Genomic DNA, 24,152 nt, shown 5'->3' on the forward strand with positions numbered 1-24,152 from the left:
GGATATGCCCGGAGCCCGGACGGGTGGACCCGTCCGGCCTTGCGACTTTATTCGCCCATATTCTCCGCAAGCCAGTGCTCCAGCCAGTGGATGTTATAGTCGCCGCTATGCAGGTCGGGTTCCTGCAACAGCGCGTGAAACAGGGGCACGGTTGTGTCGATGCCGTCCACGATCAACTCTCCCAAAGCGCGATCCAGACGGGCCAGAGCCTCGGCCCGGTCGCGGCCTTGAACGATCAGCTTGGCGATCAGCGAGTCGTAATAGGGTGGGATCGAATAGCCGTCATACAGCGCCGAATCCATCCGTACGCCCAGACCACCCGGCGCGTGATACGCGGTGATCTTGCCGGGGCAGGGAGAGAAGTTTGGCAGCTTTTCGGCGTTGATCCGAACCTCGATGGCGTGGCCGTTGATTTCCAGATCGTCCTGACCGAAGGACATCGGCTCACCAGCTGCAACGCGGATTTGTTCGCGCACCAGATCGACGCCAAAGATGCCTTCGGTGACAGGGTGTTCCACCTGCAGGCGGGTGTTCATCTCGATGAAATAGAACTCGCCATTTTCGTACAGGAACTCGATGGTGCCCGCGCCGATATAGTTGATCTTGGCCACCGCATCGGCGCAGATCTTGCCGATTCTGGCACGTTCTTCGGGGGTGATGCAGGGGCCGGGGGCCTCTTCAAACACCTTCTGGTGGCGGCGTTGCAAGGAACAGTCACGCTCGCCCAGATGGACGGCGTTGCCTTTGCCGTCGCCGAAGACCTGAATCTCGATATGGCGCGGCGTGGTCAGGTATTTCTCGATATAGACCTCGTCATTGCCAAAGGCGGCTTTGCCTTCGGCCCGGGCGGTCATGAAGGCGCTTTCCATCTCGGCGGCGTTCATCGCGACTTTCATGCCGCGGCCGCCGCCACCTGCGGTGGCCTTGATGATGACGGGATAGCCGAATTCCTCACCGATGCGTTTGGCGTCTTCCAGCGTGGGAACGCCACCGTCCGAGCCGGGAACACAAGGCACACCCAGTTCCTTCATCGTGTCCTTGGCGGTGATCTTGTCGCCCATGACGCGGATATGTTCAGCGGTGGGGCCGATGAAGGTGATGCCGTGGTCTTCGACGATCTGCACGAACTCGGCATTTTCGGACAGGAAGCCATAGCCGGGATGGATCGCCTGCGCGCCGGTAATCTCACAGGCCGAGATGATTGCAGGCACCGACAGATAGCTTTGCGGGCTGGGCGGAGGGCCGATGCACACCGATTCGTCTGCCATGCGCACATGCATCGCGTCGCTGTCGGCGGTGGAGTGCACGGCGACCGTCTTAATCCCCATCTCGCGCGCGGCGCGGATGACGCGCAGGGCGATCTCGCCTCGGTTGGCAATCAGGATCTTGTCGAACATGGGCCCGCCTTACTCGATGATGACCAGAGGGGTGCCGAATTCCACAGCATCGCCATCGCCGACCAGAACACGCTTGATGGTGCCCGATTTGGGCGCGTGGATGTGGTTCATGGTTTTCATCGCTTCGACAATCAGCAGCGTATCGCCTTCGGACACGGACGCACCGACCGAGATAAAGGCAGGCGCACCAGGTTCGGGCTGCATGTAGACCGTGCCGACCATGGGTGACGTCACAGCGCCGGGGTGGCTGGCCGGATCTTCCTGTGCGGCGGGGGCTTCCGCGGCGGCCGGGGCTGCTGCGGCAACGGGTGCGACGGGTGCAGCCGCAGGAACGGCAACCTGCACCGGGGCGGCAACCGCCTGAGCCGCACGGCTGACGCGGACATTCAGGCTGTCGTCGTCGCCATATTCGCGCATGACTTCCAGTTCGGTCAGGTCGTTTTCGCGCAGCAATTCGGCCAGTGCCTTGATGAACGCCACATCCGCTTCGTGTTTGGTATCTGTCATGAGTGTCCTCGACGGTTCCCCTTTGGCCCGTCTGTTCGCGCGGGCTTTGGTATGATTACGCAGCGTTATAAGCCAAGCGACCGGTCATGAAAAGCGCAGTCTGACAGGAGAAAACGAACCTTTTGCCCCTGCTGCACAGGCAGTTTCGCGTCACAGGGGCATGCCTGACAGTTTCGCCACCAGTTCCGGCAGTTTACGCGCCCCGAATTTTTCAAGCAGGCGGGCGCGATAGGCCTCGATCGTGCGGTAGCTCAGCCCCAGTTCCATGCCGATTTCTTTTGCCGAAAGACCCCGGCAGGACAGGATTGCGACCTCGCGTTCGCGCACGGTCAACTCGACGAGGGGGCGCTCTTCAGAGATATCGGAGAAGCTCCAGATTCCATGGCGAAACGGGTCGTCTGGTGTCAGCGACCGTCCTCGCGCCCGGCACCAGAACAGATCGCCATCGCGCCGACGCATCACCCGTTCGTCGGTATAATAGCCGGTGCTGCGCATCACCTGCAGGCTGCGTTCCCCGATCCGTTCCCAATCAGCGACCGAAGGGTACAGATGCAAAAGCGGCATGTTGCGATAATCGACTTCCTCGCCCCCGAAGGTGCGTGCGAATTGCAGATTGCACCGCCGGATGATCCGGTTTTCCAGTTCAACCAGACCGATGGGGGCGTATTCGAATGCGGGGTCGCTCATGGTCTTATCGTGCCGGGAATTGAGGCGGATTAGAAGGGGCCTTGCGCAGTCGCCGGATATTCTGCGCCATCGTGCTTTTCGCCGTCGGTGTCAAAGTTGTAAATCCATAGTGAAAAGTACGGCTTAACTGAATGCAAAAAATAGAATAATCTGAAAACAACTAGATCATTCGCAGCGCTCAGGAGGTGGTGCTATGCGCGACACTCTTACCGGAAGCCGCATACGTGAACGGCGCCAGATTGCCGGGTTGCGACAGGCTGAACTGGCGCGTCGTGTCGGAATTTCTGCGTCCTACCTGAACCTGATCGAACACAATCGCCGCCGGATCGGGGGCAAATTGTTGGTCGATATTGCCGGGGCACTGGCAGTTGAGCCATCGCTGCTGACGCAGGGGATCGAGGCAACGCTGATCTCGGCCTTGCGAGAGGCGGCGGTTGATGCGGTCGGGCAAGAGGCCGAGGTTGACGGGCTTGAGGAATTCGCCGGGCGCTTTCCGGGCTGGGCGGGTGTCTTGGCGCAAATGCATCAGCGGGTGATCTCGTTAGAGCGCACGGTAGAAACCCTGTCAGACCGTTTGACCCACGACCCGCATCTGGCGGCCGCGATGCACGAGGTTCTGTCGACGGCAGCCGCGATTCGCTCGACGGCGGGCATTCTGGCGGACACGCAGGACATTGATGCCGAGTGGCAGGAGCGATTTCACAAGAACCTTCATCAGGATGCCGAACGGCTGGCCGACAGTTCCAAGGCGCTGGTGACCTATCTGGACGAAAGCGACTCGGCCACCGACCCGCGGGGCGTACCCCTGGAAGAGGTCGAAAGTTTCTTTGCCGCGCGTGGTTACAGTTTCCCCGAACTCGAGGAGGGCGGGTCCGCCGATGTCAATCTGGACGGGCTGAACACAGCCGCCGCGCGCACCGTGGCGCGCGAGGTTCTGGACCTGTGCGCACAGGACGCAAGGGCGATGCCGCTTGCCCAGCTTGAAAAGCTGATGGAGGCGAAAGAGCCGGACCCAATCGAACTGGCCCGCCTGCTCTCGGTCGATGTTGCAACGGTTCTGCGGCGGATGGCCTTTCTGCCGGAAAGTGTACTGCACCGCCCGGCCGGTTTGGTTCTGTGCGACGCATCCGGCAGCATCCTGTTCTTCAAGCCGCTTCCCGGTTTTGTTCTGCCGCGTCATGGCGAGGCCTGCCCGTTATGGCCGCTGTTCACCGCGTTAAGCCGTCCCTTGGTACCGGTGCGAAAGCAAATCGCGCAGCTTGGGCGCAGTTCTGCTGAATTTGAATGCCACGCCTATGCGTGGCTTCATTCTACGCCCGGATACGATCAGGACCCTGCTTATCGCTCGGCCATGTTGGTGCGCCCGGTCGGGGATGGGGTACAGGGTGTCGCCTCGACCCGGGTTGGGGCAAACTGCCGGGTGTGCCCCAGCAAAGACTGCGCGTCCCGGCGCGAGCCTTCGATTCTAAACGAAGGCTTTTGACAGTATCCTGACTGAGCGCTTAATCTGGCGGTGGCAGCGGGCTTTGTGCGCCAGTTGCCATGGGGAGGAACTGCAAATATGAGCCGCAAGGTTCTGTTGATCGAGGATGAGCCGAACATAGCTGAGGCAATCCGATTTCTGCTGACCCGCGAAGGGTGGCAGGTTGAAACACATGCCGATGGGGCAGACGCCGTTCAGGTGATCCGGACAGCGAACCCGGACCTTGTGATTCTGGACGTCATGCTGCCCGGGAAAAGTGGCATGGATATTCTGCGCGACTTGCGAGACCTGGACGACATGCAAAGCCTGCCGATCCTGATGCTGACCGCGCGCGGACAATCCAGGGATCGGGAAATGGCCGAGAATGCGGGTGTCAGCCGCTTCATGACCAAACCCTTTTCCAATGCAGAGGTGCTGACTGCGGTGCGGGATCTGCACGCGCAGGCATCCCGATTATGAGCCCCCCGGAAGAAACAGACCCCAAGCCAAAAGGCACGCGCCCCTCGCTGTTTCTGGGACGCCAAAGCTATCGCCGCCGCAGGCTGACCGACGCGGCGCGGTTGTTGCCTTTCATGGGGGCCGCGTTGCTGGCGATCCCGCTGCTGTGGCCTGACCGGGCGTCCGGGGATCAGGCGGTGCCGTTGTCTTCGGCGATGTTCTACATCTTCGTCTGCTGGGGTTTTCTGATCGCCGTTGGCCTGATCTTTGGCCTGACCGCCCGTCGCCTGGGCATGCGCGGCGACTTTGACGCGGACACCGAGTGATGGCCACGCTCAACATCCTGATCCTGGTCAGTTTGGGCTATGTAGTGCTGTTGTTCGGCGTTGCCTTTGCCGCCGACCGAATGGCTGCGGCAGGGAAGGGGAAGTGGCTACGCTCACCTCTGATCTACACGCTGTCCCTGTCGATCTACTGCACCGCCTGGACGTTTTATGGTGCGGTCGGCAACGCGGCCCGATCCGGGTTGGAATTTGTGACGATCTATCTGGGCCCGACGCTGGTGATGGTCAGCTGGTGGTGGGGATTGCGTAAACTGGTCCGCGTCGGGCGCAGCCAGCGGGTGACATCCATCGCGGACCTTTTGTCGTCGCGTTATGGCAAATCCAATACGCTGGCGGTCTGCGTCACCATTCTGGCCGTTCTGGGCGGCACGCCCTATATCGCCCTGCAGCTTCAGTCGATCACACTGTCCTTCTCGATCTTTGTCGAGGCTGATCCCTCGGGCCTCTATCGCGGCGGGTCGAACGTGTTCTGGGTTGCCGCCGGGCTGGCCGTCTTTGCCATTCTGTTTGGCACCCGAAATCTAGATGCGAATGAGCGCCATCATGGCGTGGTCATGGCGATTGCGGTTGAATCCGTGGTCAAGCTGTTTGCCCTGATTGCGGTTGGTGTCTTCGTTGTCTGGGGCATTGCTGGCGGCATCGGTCCGATGATGGACAAGATTGATGCGTCCGAGATTGGCCAGTGGCATGTGGATGCCGGGCGCTGGACCACCTTCATCTTTCTGTCTGCCGCCGCCTTCGTCTGCCTGCCACGGATGTTTCAGGTCATGGTCGTGGAAAACGACGACGAAGGCCACCTGAGAACCGCCGCCTGGGCCTTTCCGCTGTATCTGCTGTTGATGAGCTTGTTTGTCGTCCCCATCGCTGTCGTCGGGCTGGACCTGTTGCCGCCCGGATCAAACCCGGATTTGTTTGTTCTGACGGTGCCGCTGTCTCAGGGCAATGACTGGCTGGCCATGTTGTCCTTTATCGGCGGGTTTTCCTCGGCCACATCGATGGTGATCGTGACGGCTATGGCCTTGTCGACGATGGTATCGAACCATGTGGTCATGCCGATCTGGCTGAATACCCATGAAAGCGCGGGCTCGGTTTCAGGCGATGTCCGCAACATCGTTTTGATGGCGCGGCGCGTATCCATCGCGGTTATCATGGCGCTGGGGTATTTCTACTACAGCCTGTCCGGGGGTGGCGCGGCGCTGGCCTCGATCGGGTTGATCGCCTTCGCCGGTATCTCACAAATTCTGCCCGCTCTGGTCGGTGGCCTGTTCTGGCGAGGGGCGACGCGGACGGGCGCTTTGGTTGGGCTGTCGGTCGGGTTTGTTCTGTGGATTTACACGCTGCTTCTACCCGGGATGGGCGGGGCTTGGATGCCGCAGTCGGTGTTGGACTACGGGCCGTTCGGGATCAGCTGGCTGCGCCCGCAGGCGATGTTCGGCATCGAAGGAATGGACCCGATGGTCCACACCGTGATGTGGTCGATGTCCCTGAACACAATCGCATTCTGCGTTGCCTCGCTGCTCAGCTTTCCCAGCCCGCTGGAACGCCTGCAAGGCGCGCAGTTCGTCAACGTCTTTGATCATTCCGTCGCCCCGCGCGGGTGGACCGGATCGGTGGCGCAAAGCGAAGACCTGATGATCATGACCCAGCGGATTCTGGGCACAGGTCCCGCGCAGGAGTTCTTTCTGGCCGAAGCGGAACAACAAGGGGCCCGTTCGCACATGCCCGAACCGACGCCGGGCTTCCTGAACCGGCTGGAGCGGGAACTCAGCGGTTCCGTCGGGGCGGCGACGGCCCATGCGATGATTGGCCAGATCGTCGGTGGCGCGTCGGTGTCGGTCGAGGATCTGCTGGCTGTGGCCGACGAATCCGCTCAGTTGCTTGAATATTCCAGCCAGTTGGAAATGAAATCGGCCGAGCTGAGCCGTACCGCCCGTCAACTGCGTGAAGCGAACACAAAGCTGACGCTGGTGTCTGAACAAAAAGACAGCTTCCTTAGCCAGGTCAGCCATGAATTGCGTACGCCGATGACGTCGATCCGAGCGTTTTCCGAGATCATGCGCGACACCGAGGGGCTGAGCGCCGAAGAGCAAACGCGCTATGCGGCGATCATTCATGACGAGGCGCTGCGACTGACCCGATTGCTGGACGACCTGCTGGACCTGAGCGTTCTGGAAAACGGGCAGGTCAATCTGAACATGGGTGAAGGCACTTTGCGTTCAATTCTGGATCGCGCGGTGTCCAGTGCCCTGGCCGGGTCGGACAGGGGCCTGACCGTGCGTCGCAGCCGGACGTCCGAACGCTTTGCTCTGCATACCGATCTGGATCGGTTGGGGCAGGTGTTTATCAACCTGATCTCGAATGCGCAAAAATACTGCGATGCGGACGAGCCTGTTCTGACTATCTCGGCCCATGATGTCGGCGGGCGCTTGGTGATCGATTTCATCGACAACGGCGGCGGCATCCCCGCCGAGGCGCAATCGCTGGTTTTCGAGAAATTCGCCCGTGTCGGCGCCGACAAGGCCGGGGGCGCAGGGCTGGGTCTGGCGATCTGCCGCGAGATCATGCAGCGACTGGGGGGCGAGATCACCTATCTGCCGGGGCAGGGCGGGGCCGCATTTCGTGTCAGCCTGCCGCTGGCCTATCAGCAGGCGGCGCAGTAGGGGTCGTCTAAAGAACTTCGTAACACTCGCCGGGTTACACCAGTGGTCAGGGACACGTCAAATTGGTGAACTTTGGGCATGGCACAGACTGTGAATGCGGCTTTGGCGCGCAAGCTTTCAGCGGGGCGGGAGGATTTGAAGAACCGGCCCCGCTCGATTCTGCGGGCCTTGCGTCTGGGTTTTGCGCGGGCCGCAGCGGATCGGCTGAACCTGCCCTTGGCGGTTATCGGGGCCAAACAGTCCAACCAGCCCGCTGCCGATCTGGTTGCGGATGTGGGTGACGATTGGTTGCTGTTGTTCTTCCAGGGTCCTGACGGGGTTGCCGCAGCTTGTCTGGACCCGAACACTGTGTCGGCAATTGTGCAGACCCAGACGATTGGACAGCTCTCCGCCACACCGCCCGAGGCGCGCGCCTTCACCAACACCGATGCGGCAATGGTTGCACCTTTGGTGGAAGAAGCGTTGGTCAAGGCTGCGGAACTGGCCGAGATGGCAGAGGAAGAGGTCGACCTGACCGGTTACGAGTACATGGCCCGCGCCGGGGATTTGCGGTCGCTTTGCCTGACACTGGTGGAAGAGGTCTATTGCGGTTTCGAACTGACAATCGATCTGGCCGGAGGGGTCCGGCAGGGCCATATCGCAATCCTGTTGCCTCAACGCCCCTGCGACGTCGAAGAGGATGCCTGGGCGCAACCGGATGCGGGGGCACGCCTTGAGCAATCCTCGGGCGTTGTGCGGGCCGAGTTGAACGCCGTGCTGTGCCGTATGAATGTGCCGCTGTCCGATTTGTCAGGGCTGGGGATTGGTGACGTTTTGCCCTTGGAACGGGCCCGTCTTGATCGCACCGAGGTTCTGGCGATCGATCGCACGCGGGCTGCAGTGGGGCGACTTGGGCAAAGTGGCGGTCTGCGGGCCGTCCGCATCAATGAACACGCAGCTTTGCCCGCCCTGTCCGATATTGAAGCACAAGATTTCATCGCAAGCCGCGCCGGGACGCCGAACCGGGGCGCTGACGCAGTGGATGTCACCCCATATCCCAATGTCACCGAAATTCCCGATCCGCTGGACACCGATCTTTCATTTGCGGATTCGGATCAGATGGTCGCGGAAATCTCGCAACTGGCGGGCCTGACCGGCCCGGATGATGGCGCAGATCCGATGTGACCGAAGGGCCGCAAGATCACTCTGCGTTGTTGCGAATTTGATCCAGGGCTGGGCGCAGGTTTTCCAACTGGTAGCCCGCGTTGGTTGTTGCGGTGAGAATCTCATCCGTGCTCATCCGGTCGCACTGCCCAAGCGCCCAGACGACCGAGCAGCGTGTACCGGACGCGCAATAAGCCAGCACCGGGCCACTGCAGGTCTCGGCCATGTCGCGCTGACGCGACACGTTTTCAGGCGTCATGGTCTGATGGGTCAGTTCCAGAACTTCATATTCCAGACCCGCTGCGCGCACGGCATCGCCGATTGCATCGGACTGCATGTCAGCCGGAACTTCGGCATTTGGACGGTTGCAGATCACCTTGACGAAACCGGCTTCGGCGATGGCCGGAACATCCTCGACCGTGATCTGGGGTGAGACGGCGTAGCGGGGGGTAATAGGTCGAATCTCCATGCCAATTCCTTAGGCCGCGTTTGCAGCACTGTCTAGCTGTGGCCCCACGTGAGGGGCGAGGAACATTCCCGTGATCATGGCCAGCAGAAACACCACCCCGCCGCTGCCGCCAAAGCTGAGCGAGGCCAGCGCCGGACCGGGGCACAGCCCCACCATGCCCCATCCCATCCCGAACAAGATCGAGCCCACAATTAACCTCTGGTCAAACTCGGCGCGCGTCGGGGCCGGAAACTCACCGCCTGCCATGGGGTGCCGTCCGGTCGTAAGACGCCATGCAAGGATCATTGGCAGGATTGCACCACCCATCACAAAGGCAAGGGTCGGGTCCCAATCCCCGAAAACGTCCAGCCAGCCTTGCACTTTGGTCGTATCGGTCATGCCAGAGACCAGAAGGCCAATGCCAAACAGGGACCCGGCAAGTGCTGCGATCAATACTCGCATCATGCGATCCCCAGAATATGCCGCAAGCCCAGCACGGTCAGCCCGCCTGCTGCAATGTAGATCAACGTGGCCACGATCCCACGCATTGAAAACCGGGAAATGCCACACACGCCATGCCCCGAGGTGCAGCCATTGGCAATGCGCGTACCGACGCCCACCAACAGCCCCGCCACAATCACCAGCACCAGATTGCCGGTCAAATGCGTTTCGGCCCCCGGTGCGATCCATGGCCGCAGCAGCAAGGGCATCCCGATCACCCCGGCGAGGAAAGCCAAACGCTCGACCGCTTCGTTGCGCGCACTGCCATCGACCAGCCCACCCAAAATGCCGCTGGCACCCATGATGCGGCCATTGCCCAACAGGTATACCGCGCCGCCAAGGCCAATCAGCACACCGCCAATCAAGCCCATCACCCAAGCCGTCATCATGTTCGATTGATCCTTTTGTTAAAGCTTGTTGATCGGCAGCTTCAGCATCACATCGCCCTGTTCATCTGCCGGCGGCATCTGACCTGCGCGCATGTTGACCTGCAAAGACGGCAGGATCAGGCGCGGCATTGCCAATGTCGCGTCGCGCGCATCCCGCATTTCGACAAACTCTTCGATGCTGCGCCCCTGGCCGATGTGGATGTTCAGCGCCTTCTGCTCACCCACCGTGGTTTCCCAGGCAAATTCATCGCGCCCGGGGGCTTTGTAATCGTGTCCGACGTAAACGCGAGTATCATCGGGCAAAGACAGGATCTTTTGGATTGAGGCATATAGCGTAGATGAGGAACCGCCCGGAAAATCGCATCGCGCGGTGCCGAAATCGGGCATGAACAGCGTATCCCCGACAAAGGCCGCATCCCCGATCACATAGGTCAAACAGGCAGGCGTATGACCCGGCGTGTGCAGCACGTCGCCGCGCATCTGCCCGATGTGAAAGCTGTCGCCTTCCGCAAACAGGGCGTCGAACTGGCTGCCATCCCGCTGAAACTCGGTCCCTTCGTTGAAAACTTTGCCGAAGGTGTCCTGCACGGTCACGATCTGGTCGCCAATTCCGATCTTTCCGCCAAGCTTATCCTGCAAGTAGGGGGCCGCCGAAAGATGGTCGGCATGCACATGGCTTTCCAGGATCCATTCGGTCCTGAGCCCCTGGGACCGGACGTAGTCGATAATCTCATCCGCCGATTTGGTCGTGGTACGACCGGATGCGTGGTCAAAATCCAGAACACTGTCGATGATGGCACAGGCCGCTCCATCGGGTTCGTTCACCACATAGGACACCGTGAAGGTTTGATCGTCAAAAAACGCTTTCACATTTGGGGTCATGGGGTCCTCCGCTCCTGTCCATACTTCATATATTGACCATGGAATGTGTTGCAATATCCGATTTGGTTTTTGATGTCCGTCAAGGCAGGTTTGATTAATTTGGCTTAAACTTTAACCGTACCGCGCCGGATTGCCGAAATTGACGGACTCTCCGGCGGGTTTCCGCACAGTATCAGAGTAATCTGTTCCGGTCTTAATCCCGTTACCTATATCGGAGATACTGGCATCACTGGGGAGGAGCGATATGGAACCGAAATCCATCTATTCCGAAGTCGAGAAGCTTGAACAAAAGCTGGAAAACGCGTGCCTGGATACGCGTCTGGCTCTGCAACCAAGTGTCAGCAAGATTGTCGATCATATGCGCCGACAGGGCATGCATGTTCCATCCCGCCTGCGTCGGTTGGATTCCGCTTTGTGCGAAGATGCAATGGAAGCGCGGTTCGACAATATGCCGATCTAGCGCCGGGCGGTCATCCGAAGGAGATCCCGAGGATGACCAGCATCAAGCCAATCACGGACAGAAACAGGGACCCCAGGTTCCATGGCAGAACGCCCTGAACCACGGCACGCAATTCATCATCTGACAATCCGGCCTTGCGCGCCTTCATCACGCGCAGAATGCACCAGACCAGTCCGGCAAGCCCGGCCAGTGACAGGGCGGCCCCGCCCCAGGTGATGACTTCAAACATGGCGCCCCAAAAAGTTGCTGCGAATTGAACCTGCGCTTACTGGATCGCACCGGCACAGACAAGCCCGGTGACGGATTGGGTGCTTGCGACCTGCGCGGACCCGATGTATCCGCGAGGTAACTGCATCCAATTCAAGCCTTAGGGAAAGACGTCGATGGAAGATATGACCGAAGATCAGGCCACCGCAAATTACCGCGTAACCGCTGGCGAATTGCGCCAGTTTATCGAGCGGTTCGAGCGTCTGGATGCCGAAAAGAAGGACATCGCCGAACAGCAGAAAGAAGTGATGGCCGAGGCCAAGGCCCGTGGCTATGACACCAAGGTCATGCGCAAAGTGATCGCGCTGCGCAAGCGCGACAAAGACGACATCGCCGAAGAAGAAGCGGTTCTGGAGATGTATAAGGAAGCGCTGGGGATGTAACCCGGCCTAGACGTCCAGAACCCGAATGTTTGGCAGGGTTCGGATTTTCGCCATATCCTGCGCGTAAAGTTCTGAAAACGCGCTGACGATATCTGCGTTCCAGCCCGGCAGATCCAGTTCCTCTTCGATCTGGTCGGGCTGCGCATAGTCTTCAAACAAGGCGATCAACTCATCGCGCGAGGCAAGCCTGGCCCCCGATTGTTCCTGTTGGATCAGCGGCAGAAGCTGGTGTTTGCCTTGCTCGGTCAACAAAGAGGCCAGCAGCGTATGCTCGCCCTTTATCGCAACGTCATTCCCCAAACCGGCCATGGCACGCACGATGTCGCCCCAGATCAGGGGTGTGTCCTCGTTTTCCCACAGCGTGATCTTCACGTTGGGCGCCAGGTCGCTCAGGTCTTCGATCATGCTGACCCAGCTCAGGCAGCTCAGGTCCGTGGTGTCCAGAATTGACCGCGCGCGGTCAGGGTCCATTGCCGTCAGAATCTTCGGAATGAACGATCCCGGGTTCATCAGCCCGGCAAAAACCTCGACCTCTGCCCCTTCCAGAACCTCTTGCGAGTATGCAATGCGCCGTCCGGCAAACGGATACATCTGGCCATGTTGCAAGGCAGTCTTGATCGGGCCAAAGAATTTCTCGCTGGACACGATCAAACGCCCGAAACCCGAGGTATCTGGCAGAAGCGCCCGCAACTGATCCCGGGTGTCGGCGAGAGGCAGGTTTTTCAGGATCGAATCCGACATAATCCTTTCAAAATGCCGACACTTGCGCGGCCCCAGCGGAAAAGCCCCGGTCTGAGTGATGACGCCTTTGTTGGCGACCAGCGAGTCCAGCAATTGCCCTTCATCCGTGAAGGCGACCCCAGCGTGAATGACTACCTGCATATTTTCCTTACGCCCAAAGGTTTTGCCAAGCGTTCCTCGACCCGCATCACATAGAACGAAGCCCGCCGCTTCGATAGGTTGAGTTTCACACAATCGCAGAAATTTCGGCAATCCCCAACCGAATGCTGAAATTCCGACTTGCAGTCCTGTTCCGAAGGCAGTAATCGGCAGCCAGTGCCCCTATAGCTCAGCTGGTAGAGCAACTGATTTGTAATCAGTAGGTCCGCGGTTCGAGTCCGTGTGGGGGCACCACTATCACGCCTCAGAACCATTTACATGATTTCAATGGACTGCCATCCCTAAAATGGGGGTAAATTGCAGACAGTTTTGATATTCAAAAGTGATTATAGTGTGAACAACAAGCCGCTGCATCCGTACGATTGACACCGCAGTCAGGTCTGCCGCGCGTGTTTTTGGAAATCTGTGCCACTAACCCGCTTGATTAAGGTCGGTCGCCTCGCAACGCCGTCCAAATTTTGCAGCTTTGAGCACAGATGATTTGTGAGTACGGTGCTACCACAGACGCAGTTATTCAGTGTGTTAAGCGATGAAAATCAACGCTCTACTTGTTTCCGCGCTGCTGGTGAGCAGCGGGATTGCCATATGGGGGATTATTGACCCTCAAGGCTTGGGGTCCGTCTCGGCCAGCATCGTGGCGGTGCAGTTCGAAAGCCGAGGCTGGTTTATCATGCTCGAAGCCAGCGCGCTTTTGTTGCTGGCGATCTATCTTGCATTCTCCAAGTTCGGCTCGATCAGAATTGGCCCTGAAGGATCCGAGCCCGAGTTTTCTACGCCCGCGTGGATTGCGATGCTTTTTGCGGCGGGTATGGGGGTTGGGTTGCTGTTTTTTGGCGCATCCGAGCCGCTGACGCATTTCTCGGTCATTCGCCGGTTCAGTCCTGATCCGCAAGCGGCAAGTCAGGCTATCTTTGTCACCTATCTGAACTGGGGTTTTCACGCCTGGGCGATATACGGGGTCGTCGGGTTGATCATTGCCTATTTCGCCTTTCGACGGGAACGCTCATTATTGCTGAGCGCGCCAGTGTTGGATGTGTACGGAGACAGGGCGTGGACCCGTGCATTGGCTTGGGTGTTCGATTTCTTGTCGGTTGTTGCCATTGCAGTCGGCTTGGCGGGTTCCTTGGCCATGGGCGTGTTTCAAATCCAGACGGGTTTGGCCGGGGTGCTAGGAATACCCAACTCGTTTTACCTGACAGCGCTCATCTTTGTCGTCATGTGCGTTGCCTTCCTTATCCCGCTCAGACGGGATCTGGGCGAGGGGATGTCCAAGCTGTCAAATCTGGCGATGAGTATCGCGATCATCCTGTTGGTCTTTCTGTTGGTTGTCGGGCCCACGTCTTTTGCAATGAACACGATCGTTTCAGGGTTTGGGCGGTATGTTTTCAACGTCCTTCCCGCCGGGTTTTCGACAACCGAGTTTTTCGACCAAACCATATCGACCTGGTTCCAGGACTGGACACTGAATTACATGATCTGGTGGCTGGCATGGTCCCCGTTTGTGGGCATCTTCATTGCCAGAATTTCACGCGGGCGAACGATCCGAGAGTTTTTGACCGGCGTCATTATTGCGCCAACGCTGTTTTCAATCTTTTGGTTCGGTGTTTTCGGCGGGATCGGCATTTTCGACGTGCTGCAAGGAAACGGACAGTTGTTGGAGGTCAACGACCAAAGCCTTGATGCGACGACCTTTGCGTTGCTTCAACAGTTTCCCCTGCAATATGTGACGCAGTTGGCGACAATTGCAGCGGCGTTCCTGTTTGTTGTGACCAGCGTTGTCAGCGCGGGCTTTACGCTTGCAATGATTGGAACAGGCGGGGACGAAAACCCGTCGCCCGGCATTCGCACGATCTGGGGCGCGGTGCTTGGGGCCCTTGGTCTGGCCATGATCTTTGTGAATGACGTTTCTCTGGTCCGGTCGATCATCGCGCTTTCAGCCATCGCCTTTGTTTTTATCGTACCGATTCTGGTGATTTGCCTTCTCAAGTCTCTGTCAAAGGAGGTTTCGAAATGACTGGCACAATTGTCGATACGGTTCTGAACGTTACCGTTTTTGTGTATATCGGCTTTCTGATCTGGCTGGCGCTTTATCGCGTTTGATTAAGGACGGCAGGCAACACCCCGTCAGGTGCTTGTCGACATCTGTCGTTTCTTTTCCGGCCAGAACTCATCCACCACGACATAGGCAACGATCACAAAAATCGCAGCACTGGCGACTTGCAAAACGCGGGTGATGCTTTTGACGTCGGCCTCATCCGAAAACGGAGAGATTGATCCACCATAGACGATCAGCACCGTTGTCAACGCCGAGCCTGCCGCGGCGGCGAGCGTAGCCTGAGATTTTCCGAGTGCTCCAAGCGTTATGCAGAAGAAAAAGCACAGCAGAATTGGCGTCAGAATAATCGGGGCGATGACGTTGATTTCATAGCAAAGGATCGACACTGCCGCACCCAGCAGGTTTGCCGTCAGCATTGCCTTGGCCACGGTTTTGCCCGCGGCAGGCATTGCCGCCAGCTGCTGGCTGAGAAGTGCCACAAAGAACAGAACCAGCAACGCCGATGCGCCGGACACGAAAAACGCCAAGGCAAATGGAACCGTGACAACCGACATTCTGACAATCCGGCGGTGCGGGTCAAAGTCAGTTGGGGATGCTGCTTTTTTCTCGGCCGCTGTCTGGGGTGCGGCTGGTATCACCACAAACATCAATGTCGAAACGAACCCTGCAAACAGCAGGTTCAGTGGTATCCAGAATACTAGCACCAAAGCCAGATCCTGGGATTGCAGCGCAAGGTTGGGGATCATCAATGCCCCCATCAGCGCGATGACTCCGGGCAGAACACCTGCGCCGGAAACCGACCAAATGAACGACAGGATAATCCCGATGGCCACCAGAATGAGGAAAACCACCGGATAGGGCGCGAAGGTCGATGACAAAAGGAAGGAAATGAACATCAACCCAATCGAGAAGACAAACAGCTTCGCGAAGGCCGCCAGTGGCAAAGCGGCTGGGGCCTGAAGAAACAGGGCCGTGAACACGGCCCCGACAACGGCCAGAGGCCACCCCAGAAAAAGCCCCAGCGCGAAGACGCCAGTTACACCCAGCGCAAGTCTGTGTACTGCGCGCCGATCCTCAGTACGCATAGGACAGGATCGAAACCACGCGAATGTAGGCGCGGCCCACCGCGTTCAGCAGAGAACTGTCGCTGAGGTACATGATCACGTCGGCTTGCCCGTTGAGCTGAAAGCGCAAGTCATCCTCGGTGCTTCCGGCCTCGTAACCCGGCAGCACGATACGGACCGGGAAGCGCTCGGGTTCGCGAAGAAACCCCTTGGTGCTTGGGGGGCTGGCCAACTGTCCGGGTGTGTCGCCGCCGCTTAGGGAAACGGCTGCGCTGAAGCTTTCGATGACGCCTGGAACAATTTTGCCGGGATGCATGTCCAGCACCACATCTACAGGCGATCCAACGGACGCCCGGCCCAGGTTGTTTTCGGTAAAATACGCCTCGATCCAGACATCCGTCGCATCCAGAAAGGTCAGCAGGTCCTGCCCGGACCGGGCATAGGTTCCCGGTGCGATCAGCAGATTTGAGATCACGCCAGTCGCCGGGGCGCGCAGTTCCGTCCATTCAAGGTTAAGTTCTGCATCCGCCAACGCGGCCAACGCGCGCTGAATCTTTGGGTTTTCAATACCCTCGTCGCCGAGCCTCTGCTTGGCTTTCTCCAGATCTGCTTTGGCGTTTTCAAAATTCGCCTCGGATTCGGCCAGTTGCCCCCGCGCATCATCTGCTTTCGAAACGGCAATCAGCCCTTTCTTTTCAAGCGCAAAAACGCGTTCTGTCTGGATGCGCATGGTGTCCAGATCACTTTGCGCCCGTGCCAGTTTGGCCTGAGCGGCGCTGACCTCTGCCGACGAAGCGCCAACCTCTTGTGTTGCGGCTTCCAGGTCCGCTTCGGCTTTGTCGCGGTCAATTTCGTATGGTCTGGGGTCGATCCGAACCAGTACATCACCGGCCGAGACGACCTGACCATTTTCGACCAAAACCTCGATCACCGTTCCGGTGACTTGCGGGACGATCTGGGTTGCAACGGCCTTGACCCTGGCGTTTCCCGTAAATGGCGTTTTTCGATCAGCAACCAGATACCAGACGAGAAGAACCAAAATGACGGCCAGCGTCGTCCATATTGTCTTCCTCATTGCGCCGCTCCGTCCGCGGCGTCATTGCCTTCCGGCGAGGCATCGATCCAAACCTTGAACAGTTCGTAGAAAACGGCAAACAGAACCGGTCCCATGAAGATGCCGATCAATCCATAGGCCATCATGCCGCCGAGAACACCGATCAGGATCACCAGTATTGGCGTTTCGAGACCTTTTGAGATGAAGACGGGCCGCAGGAAGCTGTCCATTACCGTCGTGGGAATGGCCAGAATGGTGAATGCCAGGGCCGCACCACCTGACATCGAACTCCACGCGTAGATGATGACCGGTAACAGAACCAATCCCGGCCCGATCTGGATGATCGAGAGGATCAGGCAAATGAATGCCAGTGTCGCAGCAGAAGAAATCCCGAACAGTGCCAGCAAAATCCAGACAACCACGGCCTGAATGGCTGCAACACCGATGACACCTTTGGTCACATTCCGGATCGTCGCCCCCGCCAGCGTCACGAATTCGCCGCCTCGCGGTGCGAACACCCGGTTGGCAAAGCGCTGAAGACCTTGCACCAAAGTCGGTCCGGGGCTGAACAAGCCCCCCATGATCAACACCGAAAGGGCAAGACCCAACAACCCGATTCCGATGCCCAGAACCTTTCCGAACAGCGATTTTGTGATCTCGAGAATCTGTGCCCCGTATTTTGCAAGCGCACCATCCAGATTTCGTTCAAACAACCCCCAGACTTCGGCAATTCTTTCTCCGATCAGAGGCAAGTCCTTGATGCTGTCCGGGGCAGGTGGAATTTCCAATTCGCCGCTGTCAGCCTGTTCGGCAAACTCGGACCCAAGTTCAGCAGCCCCCGACACCGCAGTTGCAATCGGCCCCAAGGTCAGCACAAGGCCCAGCAAAACCAGGATCGTTGCGGCAAGCGACTTTCGCCCGCCCAGCTTGGACTGTAGCCAATCGAATACCGGGTAAAGCGCCACACAAAGGATCGTGGCCCAGATCACCACACTCGCCAGCGGGGCGACCATTACCAACGCGCTGTAAAGGAATAACCCGAGAAAGATCAAACGTATTGCGAGATCGACGATCTTGGCGTCCTGTGTCTTTTCCATTCCATCCCTCCGTTCCTTTGTTAACAATACACTCAAAAAACTTAATATGAATATCTTTTGTGAATTCCGGGCTTTGGTCGTAATTTGGACCTTTGCGCCGCCTTGGACGGCGATCAGCCTAATCAATAAAGTCCAACCTTCAGGCGACCTTGCTGCGTTTGAATCCCATGGATTTTTTTGGGTGACTATTCGTCGTCCTGAGACAGGATCGTGTTTGCGATTGTCGTCGCCGTAGCCACAAAGATGCCCAGACCTACGATGATATAGGCCATCGTAAAGATCTTCCCCGCCGCAGTCTGAGGGGAAAAATCACCAAACCCTACGGTCGAGATTGTCACGACAGAAAAGTAGATGGAATCCAGCCAGCTCCAGCCTTCAACATAGTGGTAAAAAACGGATGCCCAGAGGATCATTCCAAGCGTGAAAGCAAGCAGGCTTTTGACCCGGCCGTCCCGAAACGCGACGCCTATGCCCCGTGTAATTCTTTTCAGTGAGTTCATTGGTCCCTCATATATATTGGAAATCGTATATATCATTAATTTGATGATATGAAAAACCGGGACGAGTTGGCCGTCAGAACCGTCAGAAAGATCGCGCATAAAATGACTGTTCGTTTTCAAAAAATCCCAAAAGGGCGGGTGTTCCCGTTTTTTTGGTACTGGGCCGCCCGGCATCACGACAGCGCAACTGTTCACGCGAACCGAAGTTGATTCCTGTTTGATTAAGTCACTGGAAATTGGCAACTTATCCCTCAGGTGCGCCCAGTTCTCAGAACATCAGCAGAGCCGCGTATTCAAGTGTCGCACGTGGAATTGGCCCGGCCACACAGTGCATCGAAACCAAAGGAGTAGAACGTGCGTTTGATTTTCAAAGGCGTTTTGATTTGCTGCGCGATCGCGTTTGTTGCTGTTTTGGCGGCTTGGCTGTTCCTGTCCTCGGCGCTGTTTTCTTCGCTTAGGACCGGTTTCGTTGAAAACCTGATCTCCAAAAAACTTGGTCAGGACGTCTTGATCGAGGACGAGGTGCGTTTGGGCCTTGGTCGGCAACTGCAGGTCTCGGCGGCGGGGCTGGTGCTTCCCGGTTCGTCCGGGACTGACGTGAATTTGGCGGCTATCGACACGATTGAGTTCGAAATCTCCGCCCGCGATCTTTGGAACAGCAAGCTGTCGCTCAGCAACCTTGCCATATCGGGTATTCACCTGAACCTGATCACCGACAAAGACGGAAATACGAACTGGCAGTCGCTTTCTACGGTGGAAACCGAAAAGCCTGCGAACTCTCAGAAACCCTCTGTCGGCGGAATTCTGGCGGATGGTCGAGTTGACCTGACCGACGTCACCATTCTGTACCAGAACGGCCTGAACGGACTTGATCTGGATCTTCAGCTTAAGGATCTGGTGCTGGCGCGTGATGAGGGAACGAACACCGCGTCTGCCATTGGGACCGGTTCGCTAAATGGCGAGCCGTTTGACCTGAATGGGACATTCCCAGCGCATGACCCGTTTCAGATGGCGATGGACTTCGAGCAGATATCGATTTCGGGTGAACAGATCCCCCAAGAGAACGGGTTGCAGGTCAAGACGACCGTAGAGATTGCAGAACTTGGACAGCTTCTGGACGTGCTGAAACTTAACCGCGTGCTGGAAGGGTCGGGCAATGTGGCGGCAACCTTCAAATCGGCTGATGGCATAGCCCGGATTGATGATCTGAGCGTATTGGCTGAATTGGATGGCGGGCAAAGCCTTTCGCTGACGGGCCAAATCGGAGAGTTGGGGAACCCCGCAGATGTGTCGCTGACAACTCGCATCCGGCTTTATCCCGAAAATGCGGAACCGGCCCCTGCGGCATCTCGCTATGACCTCAAGCTTATTGCGGTTGATATGGTTATGGACAGCGTGCCGGGGCAGGTGCCACAGCGGCAAATGGTCATTAAAACCAATGGGTTCACGTTGGACACCGCGGGTGAAGGGCCGCCGCCGGTCAAATTTTCGGAACTTTCCAGAACGTCGGACGGTGCTTTGCGGGTCGGAAACATCAATCTGCGGATCGGGAACCCGGCTGATCCGTTTGTCATTTTGAATGGATCAGTTGATGACGCGCTGCAATTGCAAGGCGTATCGGCCGAAGGTCTGATGGATATTCCCGCCAGCAGCTTGATCTCGCCCGAACTCATGGGGCCAGACGATCAGCTTGGCCGGTTTTCGGGCGACTTTCATTTGAACGGGGACATTAATCAACTTTCACTGACCAACCTTGATGGCAAGACGAGCGAAACAGATGTCTGGTCCCTTGAGGTGCACGGCACTGTCAAGAATGTCCTCAAGTTCGAAAATCTGGATCTGGCAATCGATGTTGACGTTCCGTCCGGTGCAGACCTGATGGCTGCATTGTCGCTGGACCCCGTTGAAACCGGGCGCGCGCGCTTTGGGATCGATTTGGTGAGTGAAGGCACTGATTGGAACGCAAACGCCAGCGTCCAACTTGCCGAGTCCGTATTGCTTGTGAAGGCCGATCTTGATGACGCGACAAGCGATCCTGTGCTGCGGGGCACGATTGAAAGTGACTTGATAAAGATCGATCAACTGCGTGATATCGTTCAGGCCGCCGCGCAATTGAGAAAGCTTGGCAGCGCATCGCAGGATGTCGAAGACCCCAGCGCCGAAGCCGATGAACCCGACGCATTGAGGGATGTGACGCTGAAACCCATCGGACGTTCCATTCTTCTGTCGGGCATTGATATTGATGTTGATATCGACCTTCGGCATATCGAAGGGGCCAAAGGCGTCAGCAGCTTGCAAAGCGAACTGACGCTCGACGAAAACGAACTCCGCGCCGGTCCGCTGGAATTTGAATATGGCGGGGCACAGTTCGACGTAAGTGGGCAGATGGATCTTTCGGATGAGGCGCATCTGCTGACCCTGACCGGCAAGGCGGGCGGTTGGCAGTTGGACGACATCCTTCACACCCTGAACTTCAAAAAAGGCGCTAGCGGCACGATCTATGCAGATTTTTTGGTGACCGGAGGAACCGAGTCCGCCAAACACTTTGCCAGCACGATGAGCGGCAGTGCGACGGTTTCCATGCGCGACGGGTCAATCGAAACGCAGTTGTTGGATCTGGCAGGGCTGGGCGTTTTGCCCTGGGTATTTTCAAAGGAAAAGCAGAAGGTTGCGCCAATCGTATGTCTGCGCGCACCCCTCAGCATTTCCAACGGCAACATTTCGACCAAACAAACCACGTTGGAAACGGATCAGGTTCAGGTCATCGTCTTTGGCGGTGTCAATATGGCCGACAAGGCCCTGGACCTGAACCTGCAACCGCGCAAGATAGGCGAGCCGCTTTCGCGCAGCCCTTGGCCGGTCACGTTGAAAGGCCCGCTGGCCAAGCCGAACGTCAAGGTCAAGGACGGGCCAAAGCGGCTCAAGCGTTCCGACGGTGCGGATCAAATGCCGGCGCAGCGGAAGCTTTGCATTCCGGATATCCTGCAATTGCAGTAGCGATGCCGTGGAAAAATCAGTTGGGCGCGGGCGTGTTCGAAATCTCGCGATTTTACCACATTGCCTTGGCTTACCGCATTGTTTTCATTTATTCGCGCCTGTAATGAGGGCGGACGGGGTTCGCCCCTGATCACGACATGCCCGCGTGGTGGAATGGTAGACACAGGAGACTTAAAATCTCCAGGCGGAAACGCCGTGCCGGTTCGAGTCCGGCCGCGGGTACCAATCTTGTTTCGATCAGAGCTTTGGCAACAAGTTCCAACTTCTGTTTTCGGCGCAGCCCAAGCGATCTTGAGGCTACACCTTCCAGTTTTTGCATGTTAGCCTTTTGCAGAAGGCAAGAAATCACGAGGTGCATATGCCGGTTACAGTGAAAGACATGATGGCGGCGGCCAACGCTGTCGTCCCACGGGTTGATGCGGTCAAGGCGCGCGAGCTGATCGAACACGGCGCGTTACTGTTAGATATTCGCGGCACTGCTGAGGTGCAGAAAACCGGCCGGGCAAAAGGGGCGGTGCATATACCCCGTGGAATGCTCGAATTCCGGGCAGATGAAGGCCTGGAGTCTCATGACCCAAACATGCGCAAAGACCGGCCTGTTGTGATCTATTGCGCCTCCGGCGGTCGCGCCGCTTTGGCGGGCAAGCTGTTGAAAGATATGGGCTATGAACAGGTGTTCAATCTGGGCGGTTTCGCCGACTGGGTGAATGGCGGCGGCGAGGTCGAAGACACATGAAGCGTGGCCTGCCCGATCAACAGACGGCGATTGATTCAGGCGTTCAGAAACGCCCGGACGGCGGCTTCGAACTCGCGCGGTTTTTCGGCATGCAGCCAGTGTCCGGCACCCGGAATTTTGGCAAAGCGCGCGCCGGGGAATAGCGCTCGGATTTTGTCGCGGTGTTCCGGCAGGACGTAATCCGACGCGCCACCCGACAAAAACAGGGCAGGGCCATCCCATGCGCCATCCAGCTCTGGAAAGCTCATGATGTTTGGCATCTGATCGGCCAGCACATCCAAGTTCAACAACCACCGTTTCCCAGCGACATCCAGCGATTGGGTGAAAAAGCTCTGCAGTGCTTTTTCAACGCCTTGATCCGCCAGCTGCTGTTCTGCGTCTGACCGGCGGGTGATCGTTGAAAAATCGACGGCCCGCATAGCTTCGATGAACTGAATCTGGCTGTGCCCATAGGCGACCGGGGCGATATCGGCGACCACAAGCTTGCGCACCAGCGCGCCGTGCCGCAAGGCCAGCGTCATCGCCGCTTTGCCACCCATGGAATGCCCCAGCACATCGACCGGGCCACCGACGTTTTCGATCACCTGCGCGATATCCTCGGCCAATGCAGGATAGTCGTGCCGGGGGTCCCAAAAGCTGTGCGCATGGTTTCGCATATCCACCGCGATCACCTGCCGTTCATCCGACAACCTTCGCGCAATCACACCCCAGTTCCGGGCCGATCCATACAAGCCATGAGCGATTATAAGGGGCGGCAGCGCAGTGGGTTCGCCGTGAATGATCGTGTTCAGCATAGCCGCGTGATACCGCCCTTACTCCAAAACAGCCAGCCCCATTGTCGCGCACAGCATCAAAGGCTAGTGTCGCGCGTCAGGAGGGGCCATGGCGCAAGACACCGACATTCAGGACCGGATCACGGAAACCGTCGCATTGCTGCGGGCCAAGCTGGGTGTGCGGGACAAAACGCTCGAGGCATCGATCCGCCGCGCCCGACACCGTTTGCCGCGCCGGGTGTTCAAACAGGCGATGATTCTGGCCAGGGCCGAACAGATGGCGGCGCACCCCAAACTGCGCCGCGTTCTGGATACGCCTGCCTTGACGAAAGCCTCGGACGAGGTTCAGTCGCACCTGACGGCGATCAATCTGGCGGATCGGCGCTGGGGATGGTTCCTCGGCATGTTGGGCGGTCTGGCCTTCAACTTGCTGGCTTTGACCGTGTTGGTTCTGGTGTTTCTTCTGTGGCGCGGCTTGATCTGATCGCAGGTTTTGTCCTTTGCGCGGCGCTTGCCCTAGCCTTTTCTTCGCATTTTTGATGCATGCCAAAAGGGGCGGGAACGTCTACTGAAAAAAAACGGCGCCCGTTCTGGGCGCCGTTTTCTTTTTCCAAGCCGATCCGATTACAAATTCGGATAGATGGGGAACTTGGCGCAAAGGTCTGCGACCTCGGCTTTGACCTTGGCCTCAACTGCGCTGTTGCCGTCTTCGCCGTTGGCGGCCAGACCATCGACAACCTCGATGATCCAGTCGGCGATCTGGCGGAATTCGACCTCGCCGAAGCCGCGCGTGGTGCCCGCAGGGCTGCCCAGACGGATGCCCGATGTGATGGTCGGCTTTTCGGGGTCAAACGGCACGCCGTTTTTGTTGCAGGTGATATGCGCCCGGCCCAGGGCCTTTTCGGTGGCGTTGCCCTTGACGCCCTTGGGGCGCAGGTCGACCAGAACCACATGGGTGTCGGTGCCGTGGGTCACCGTGTCCAGAC

Annotated in this window: 25 protein-coding genes, 2 tRNA genes and 1 pseudogene; 13 read left to right on the forward strand and 15 right to left on the reverse strand. The window is 58.0% G+C overall.

Going from position 1 to position 24,152, the window contains the following annotated elements; all coding sequences use genetic code 11:
• Nucleotides 1–47: 47 nt before the first annotated feature.
• The 3 genes from accC to ACR0KX_RS14735 all read right to left on the reverse strand — a co-directional run bounded on the left by accC (nucleotide 48) and on the right by ACR0KX_RS14735 (nucleotide 2,591).
• Nucleotides 48–1,397 carry an acetyl-CoA carboxylase biotin carboxylase subunit gene (gene accC / locus ACR0KX_RS14725; RefSeq protein ID WP_170520698.1) on the reverse strand — a complete coding sequence of 450 codons (1,350 nt, stop codon included), beginning with the start codon at nucleotides 1,395–1,397 and terminating at the stop codon, nucleotides 48–50.
• A gap of 9 nt (nucleotides 1,398–1,406) precedes the next feature.
• Nucleotides 1,407–1,904, reverse strand: a complete 498-nt coding sequence (gene accB / locus ACR0KX_RS14730) for an acetyl-CoA carboxylase biotin carboxyl carrier protein (protein WP_170520700.1) — start codon at nucleotides 1,902–1,904, stop codon at nucleotides 1,407–1,409.
• A gap of 150 nt (nucleotides 1,905–2,054) precedes the next feature.
• The gene (locus ACR0KX_RS14735; RefSeq protein ID WP_170454086.1) at nucleotides 2,055–2,591 is read right to left on the reverse strand and encodes a LuxR C-terminal-related transcriptional regulator; all 537 of its coding nucleotides are present in this window, start codon (nucleotides 2,589–2,591) and stop codon (nucleotides 2,055–2,057) included.
• A gap of 193 nt (nucleotides 2,592–2,784) precedes the next feature.
• On the opposite strand from ACR0KX_RS14735, the gene ACR0KX_RS14740 reads away from it, so the two are divergent.
• The 5 genes from ACR0KX_RS14740 (at nucleotide 2,785) to ACR0KX_RS14760 (ending at nucleotide 8,680) form a co-directional block, all read left to right on the forward strand.
• Complete coding sequence (locus ACR0KX_RS14740; RefSeq protein ID WP_170623659.1) at nucleotides 2,785–4,074, forward strand: helix-turn-helix transcriptional regulator; 1,290 nt, start codon at nucleotides 2,785–2,787, stop codon at nucleotides 4,072–4,074.
• Between the two features lie 78 nt (nucleotides 4,075–4,152).
• The gene (locus tag ACR0KX_RS14745; protein ID WP_170623657.1) at nucleotides 4,153–4,533 is read left to right on the forward strand and encodes a response regulator; all 381 of its coding nucleotides are present in this window, start codon (nucleotides 4,153–4,155) and stop codon (nucleotides 4,531–4,533) included.
• On the forward strand, nucleotides 4,530–4,838 hold the full coding sequence (locus ACR0KX_RS14750) for a hypothetical protein (protein ID WP_170623655.1): 309 nt from the start codon (nucleotides 4,530–4,532) through the stop codon (nucleotides 4,836–4,838). Before ACR0KX_RS14745 ends, ACR0KX_RS14750 begins: the two co-directional genes overlap by 4 nt.
• Nucleotides 4,838–7,516, forward strand: coding sequence for a sensor histidine kinase (locus ACR0KX_RS14755; protein WP_170623652.1), 2,679 nt, complete (start codon nucleotides 4,838–4,840; stop codon nucleotides 7,514–7,516). The genes ACR0KX_RS14750 and ACR0KX_RS14755 overlap by 1 nt, the downstream gene beginning before the upstream one ends.
• 78 nt (nucleotides 7,517–7,594) lie before the next feature.
• On the forward strand, nucleotides 7,595–8,680 hold the full coding sequence (locus ACR0KX_RS14760) for a FliM/FliN family flagellar motor C-terminal domain-containing protein (RefSeq protein WP_170623651.1): 1,086 nt from the start codon (nucleotides 7,595–7,597) through the stop codon (nucleotides 8,678–8,680).
• Nucleotides 8,681–8,696: 16 nt separating this feature from the next.
• Here ACR0KX_RS14760 and ACR0KX_RS14765 read toward each other — a convergent pair whose 3' ends face one another.
• The 4 genes from ACR0KX_RS14765 to ACR0KX_RS14780 are packed head-to-tail and all read right to left on the reverse strand — an operon-like array spanning nucleotide 8,697 to nucleotide 10,879.
• The gene (locus ACR0KX_RS14765; RefSeq protein WP_170520708.1) at nucleotides 8,697–9,128 is read right to left on the reverse strand and encodes a TIGR01244 family sulfur transferase; all 432 of its coding nucleotides are present in this window, start codon (nucleotides 9,126–9,128) and stop codon (nucleotides 8,697–8,699) included.
• A gap of 9 nt (nucleotides 9,129–9,137) precedes the next feature.
• Complete coding sequence (locus tag ACR0KX_RS14770) at nucleotides 9,138–9,569, reverse strand: DUF6691 family protein (RefSeq protein WP_170623890.1); 432 nt, start codon at nucleotides 9,567–9,569, stop codon at nucleotides 9,138–9,140.
• Nucleotides 9,569–9,997 carry a YeeE/YedE thiosulfate transporter family protein gene (locus ACR0KX_RS14775; protein WP_170623649.1) on the reverse strand — a complete coding sequence of 143 codons (429 nt, stop codon included), beginning with the start codon at nucleotides 9,995–9,997 and terminating at the stop codon, nucleotides 9,569–9,571. Before ACR0KX_RS14775 ends, ACR0KX_RS14770 begins: the two co-directional genes overlap by 1 nt.
• Nucleotides 9,998–10,015: 18 nt before the next feature.
• Complete coding sequence (locus ACR0KX_RS14780; RefSeq protein ID WP_170623647.1) at nucleotides 10,016–10,879, reverse strand: MBL fold metallo-hydrolase; 864 nt, start codon at nucleotides 10,877–10,879, stop codon at nucleotides 10,016–10,018.
• Between the two features lie 244 nt (nucleotides 10,880–11,123).
• Here ACR0KX_RS14780 and ACR0KX_RS14785 point away from each other — a divergent pair, with 244 nt between their 5' ends.
• Nucleotides 11,124–11,339, forward strand: a complete 216-nt coding sequence (locus tag ACR0KX_RS14785) for a hypothetical protein (RefSeq protein WP_170454068.1) — start codon at nucleotides 11,124–11,126, stop codon at nucleotides 11,337–11,339.
• 10 nt (nucleotides 11,340–11,349) lie between these two features.
• Here the strand turns inward: ACR0KX_RS14785 and ACR0KX_RS14790 are convergent, their stop codons facing one another.
• Nucleotides 11,350–11,568 carry a hypothetical protein gene (locus tag ACR0KX_RS14790; protein ID WP_170454066.1) on the reverse strand — a complete coding sequence of 73 codons (219 nt, stop codon included), beginning with the start codon at nucleotides 11,566–11,568 and terminating at the stop codon, nucleotides 11,350–11,352.
• A 154-nt stretch (nucleotides 11,569–11,722) separates the two neighbouring features.
• Here ACR0KX_RS14790 and ACR0KX_RS14795 point away from each other — a divergent pair, with 154 nt between their 5' ends.
• Nucleotides 11,723–11,989, forward strand: a complete 267-nt coding sequence (locus ACR0KX_RS14795; protein WP_170454064.1) for a DUF2312 domain-containing protein — start codon at nucleotides 11,723–11,725, stop codon at nucleotides 11,987–11,989.
• A 6-nt stretch (nucleotides 11,990–11,995) separates the two neighbouring features.
• On the opposite strand, the gene ACR0KX_RS14800 is transcribed toward ACR0KX_RS14795, so the two are convergent.
• Nucleotides 11,996–12,871, reverse strand: coding sequence for a hypothetical protein (locus tag ACR0KX_RS14800; protein WP_170454062.1), 876 nt, complete (start codon nucleotides 12,869–12,871; stop codon nucleotides 11,996–11,998).
• A 176-nt stretch (nucleotides 12,872–13,047) separates the two neighbouring features.
• Between ACR0KX_RS14800 and ACR0KX_RS14805 the strand changes: the two genes are divergently transcribed.
• Together ACR0KX_RS14805 and ACR0KX_RS14810 are read left to right on the forward strand one after the other, a co-directional pair.
• Nucleotides 13,048–13,123, forward strand: a tRNA-Thr gene (locus ACR0KX_RS14805).
• Between the two features lie 295 nt (nucleotides 13,124–13,418).
• Nucleotides 13,419–14,903 carry a BCCT family transporter gene (locus ACR0KX_RS14810; protein WP_170623645.1) on the forward strand — a complete coding sequence of 495 codons (1,485 nt, stop codon included), beginning with the start codon at nucleotides 13,419–13,421 and terminating at the stop codon, nucleotides 14,901–14,903.
• Nucleotides 14,904–15,013: 110 nt separating this feature from the next.
• On the opposite strand, the gene ACR0KX_RS14815 is transcribed toward ACR0KX_RS14810, so the two are convergent.
• The 4 genes from ACR0KX_RS14815 to ACR0KX_RS14830 form a co-directional block, all read right to left on the reverse strand.
• Nucleotides 15,014–16,030, reverse strand: coding sequence for a DUF2955 domain-containing protein (locus ACR0KX_RS14815; protein WP_170623644.1), 1,017 nt, complete (start codon nucleotides 16,028–16,030; stop codon nucleotides 15,014–15,016).
• A complete protein-coding gene (locus ACR0KX_RS14820) occupies nucleotides 16,020–17,084 on the reverse strand; it encodes an HlyD family secretion protein (RefSeq protein ID WP_170623642.1) in 1,065 nt (354 codons plus the stop codon). Before ACR0KX_RS14820 ends, ACR0KX_RS14815 begins: the two co-directional genes overlap by 11 nt.
• Nucleotides 17,081–18,160 (reverse strand): AI-2E family transporter, encoded by a 1,080-nt coding sequence (locus ACR0KX_RS14825; protein WP_170623640.1) that lies wholly within the window; start codon nucleotides 18,158–18,160, stop codon nucleotides 17,081–17,083. Before ACR0KX_RS14825 ends, ACR0KX_RS14820 begins: the two co-directional genes overlap by 4 nt.
• 185 nt (nucleotides 18,161–18,345) lie before the next feature.
• Nucleotides 18,346–18,660 carry a potassium channel family protein gene (locus ACR0KX_RS14830; RefSeq protein ID WP_170525133.1) on the reverse strand — a complete coding sequence of 105 codons (315 nt, stop codon included), beginning with the start codon at nucleotides 18,658–18,660 and terminating at the stop codon, nucleotides 18,346–18,348.
• A 354-nt stretch (nucleotides 18,661–19,014) separates the two neighbouring features.
• On the opposite strand from ACR0KX_RS14830, the gene ACR0KX_RS14835 reads away from it, so the two are divergent.
• From ACR0KX_RS14835 to ACR0KX_RS14845, 3 genes are all read left to right on the forward strand, one after another.
• On the forward strand, nucleotides 19,015–21,657 hold the full coding sequence (locus ACR0KX_RS14835; RefSeq protein WP_170623638.1) for an AsmA family protein: 2,643 nt from the start codon (nucleotides 19,015–19,017) through the stop codon (nucleotides 21,655–21,657).
• A gap of 139 nt (nucleotides 21,658–21,796) precedes the next feature.
• A tRNA-Leu gene (locus ACR0KX_RS14840) sits at nucleotides 21,797–21,882 on the forward strand.
• Nucleotides 21,883–22,015: 133 nt separating this feature from the next.
• The gene (locus ACR0KX_RS14845; RefSeq protein ID WP_170454048.1) at nucleotides 22,016–22,393 is read left to right on the forward strand and encodes a rhodanese-like domain-containing protein; all 378 of its coding nucleotides are present in this window, start codon (nucleotides 22,016–22,018) and stop codon (nucleotides 22,391–22,393) included.
• Nucleotides 22,394–22,428: 35 nt separating this feature from the next.
• Here ACR0KX_RS14845 and ACR0KX_RS14850 read toward each other — a convergent pair whose 3' ends face one another.
• Entirely contained in the window at nucleotides 22,429–23,187 is a 759-nt protein-coding gene (locus ACR0KX_RS14850; RefSeq protein WP_170623636.1) for an alpha/beta fold hydrolase, read from the reverse strand.
• Between the two features lie 88 nt (nucleotides 23,188–23,275).
• Between ACR0KX_RS14850 and ACR0KX_RS14855 the strand changes: the two genes are divergently transcribed.
• Nucleotides 23,276–23,650: a hypothetical protein gene (locus tag ACR0KX_RS14855; RefSeq protein ID WP_170454046.1), complete on the forward strand. Its 375-nt coding sequence runs from the start codon at nucleotides 23,276–23,278 to the stop codon at nucleotides 23,648–23,650.
• A 140-nt stretch (nucleotides 23,651–23,790) separates the two neighbouring features.
• Here the strand turns inward: ACR0KX_RS14855 and glyA are convergent.
• Nucleotides 23,791–24,152 (reverse strand): annotated as a pseudogene (glyA, locus tag ACR0KX_RS14860) (serine hydroxymethyltransferase); the annotation flags it as partial.

Source organism: Ruegeria sp. BG5 (assembly GCF_056538425.1).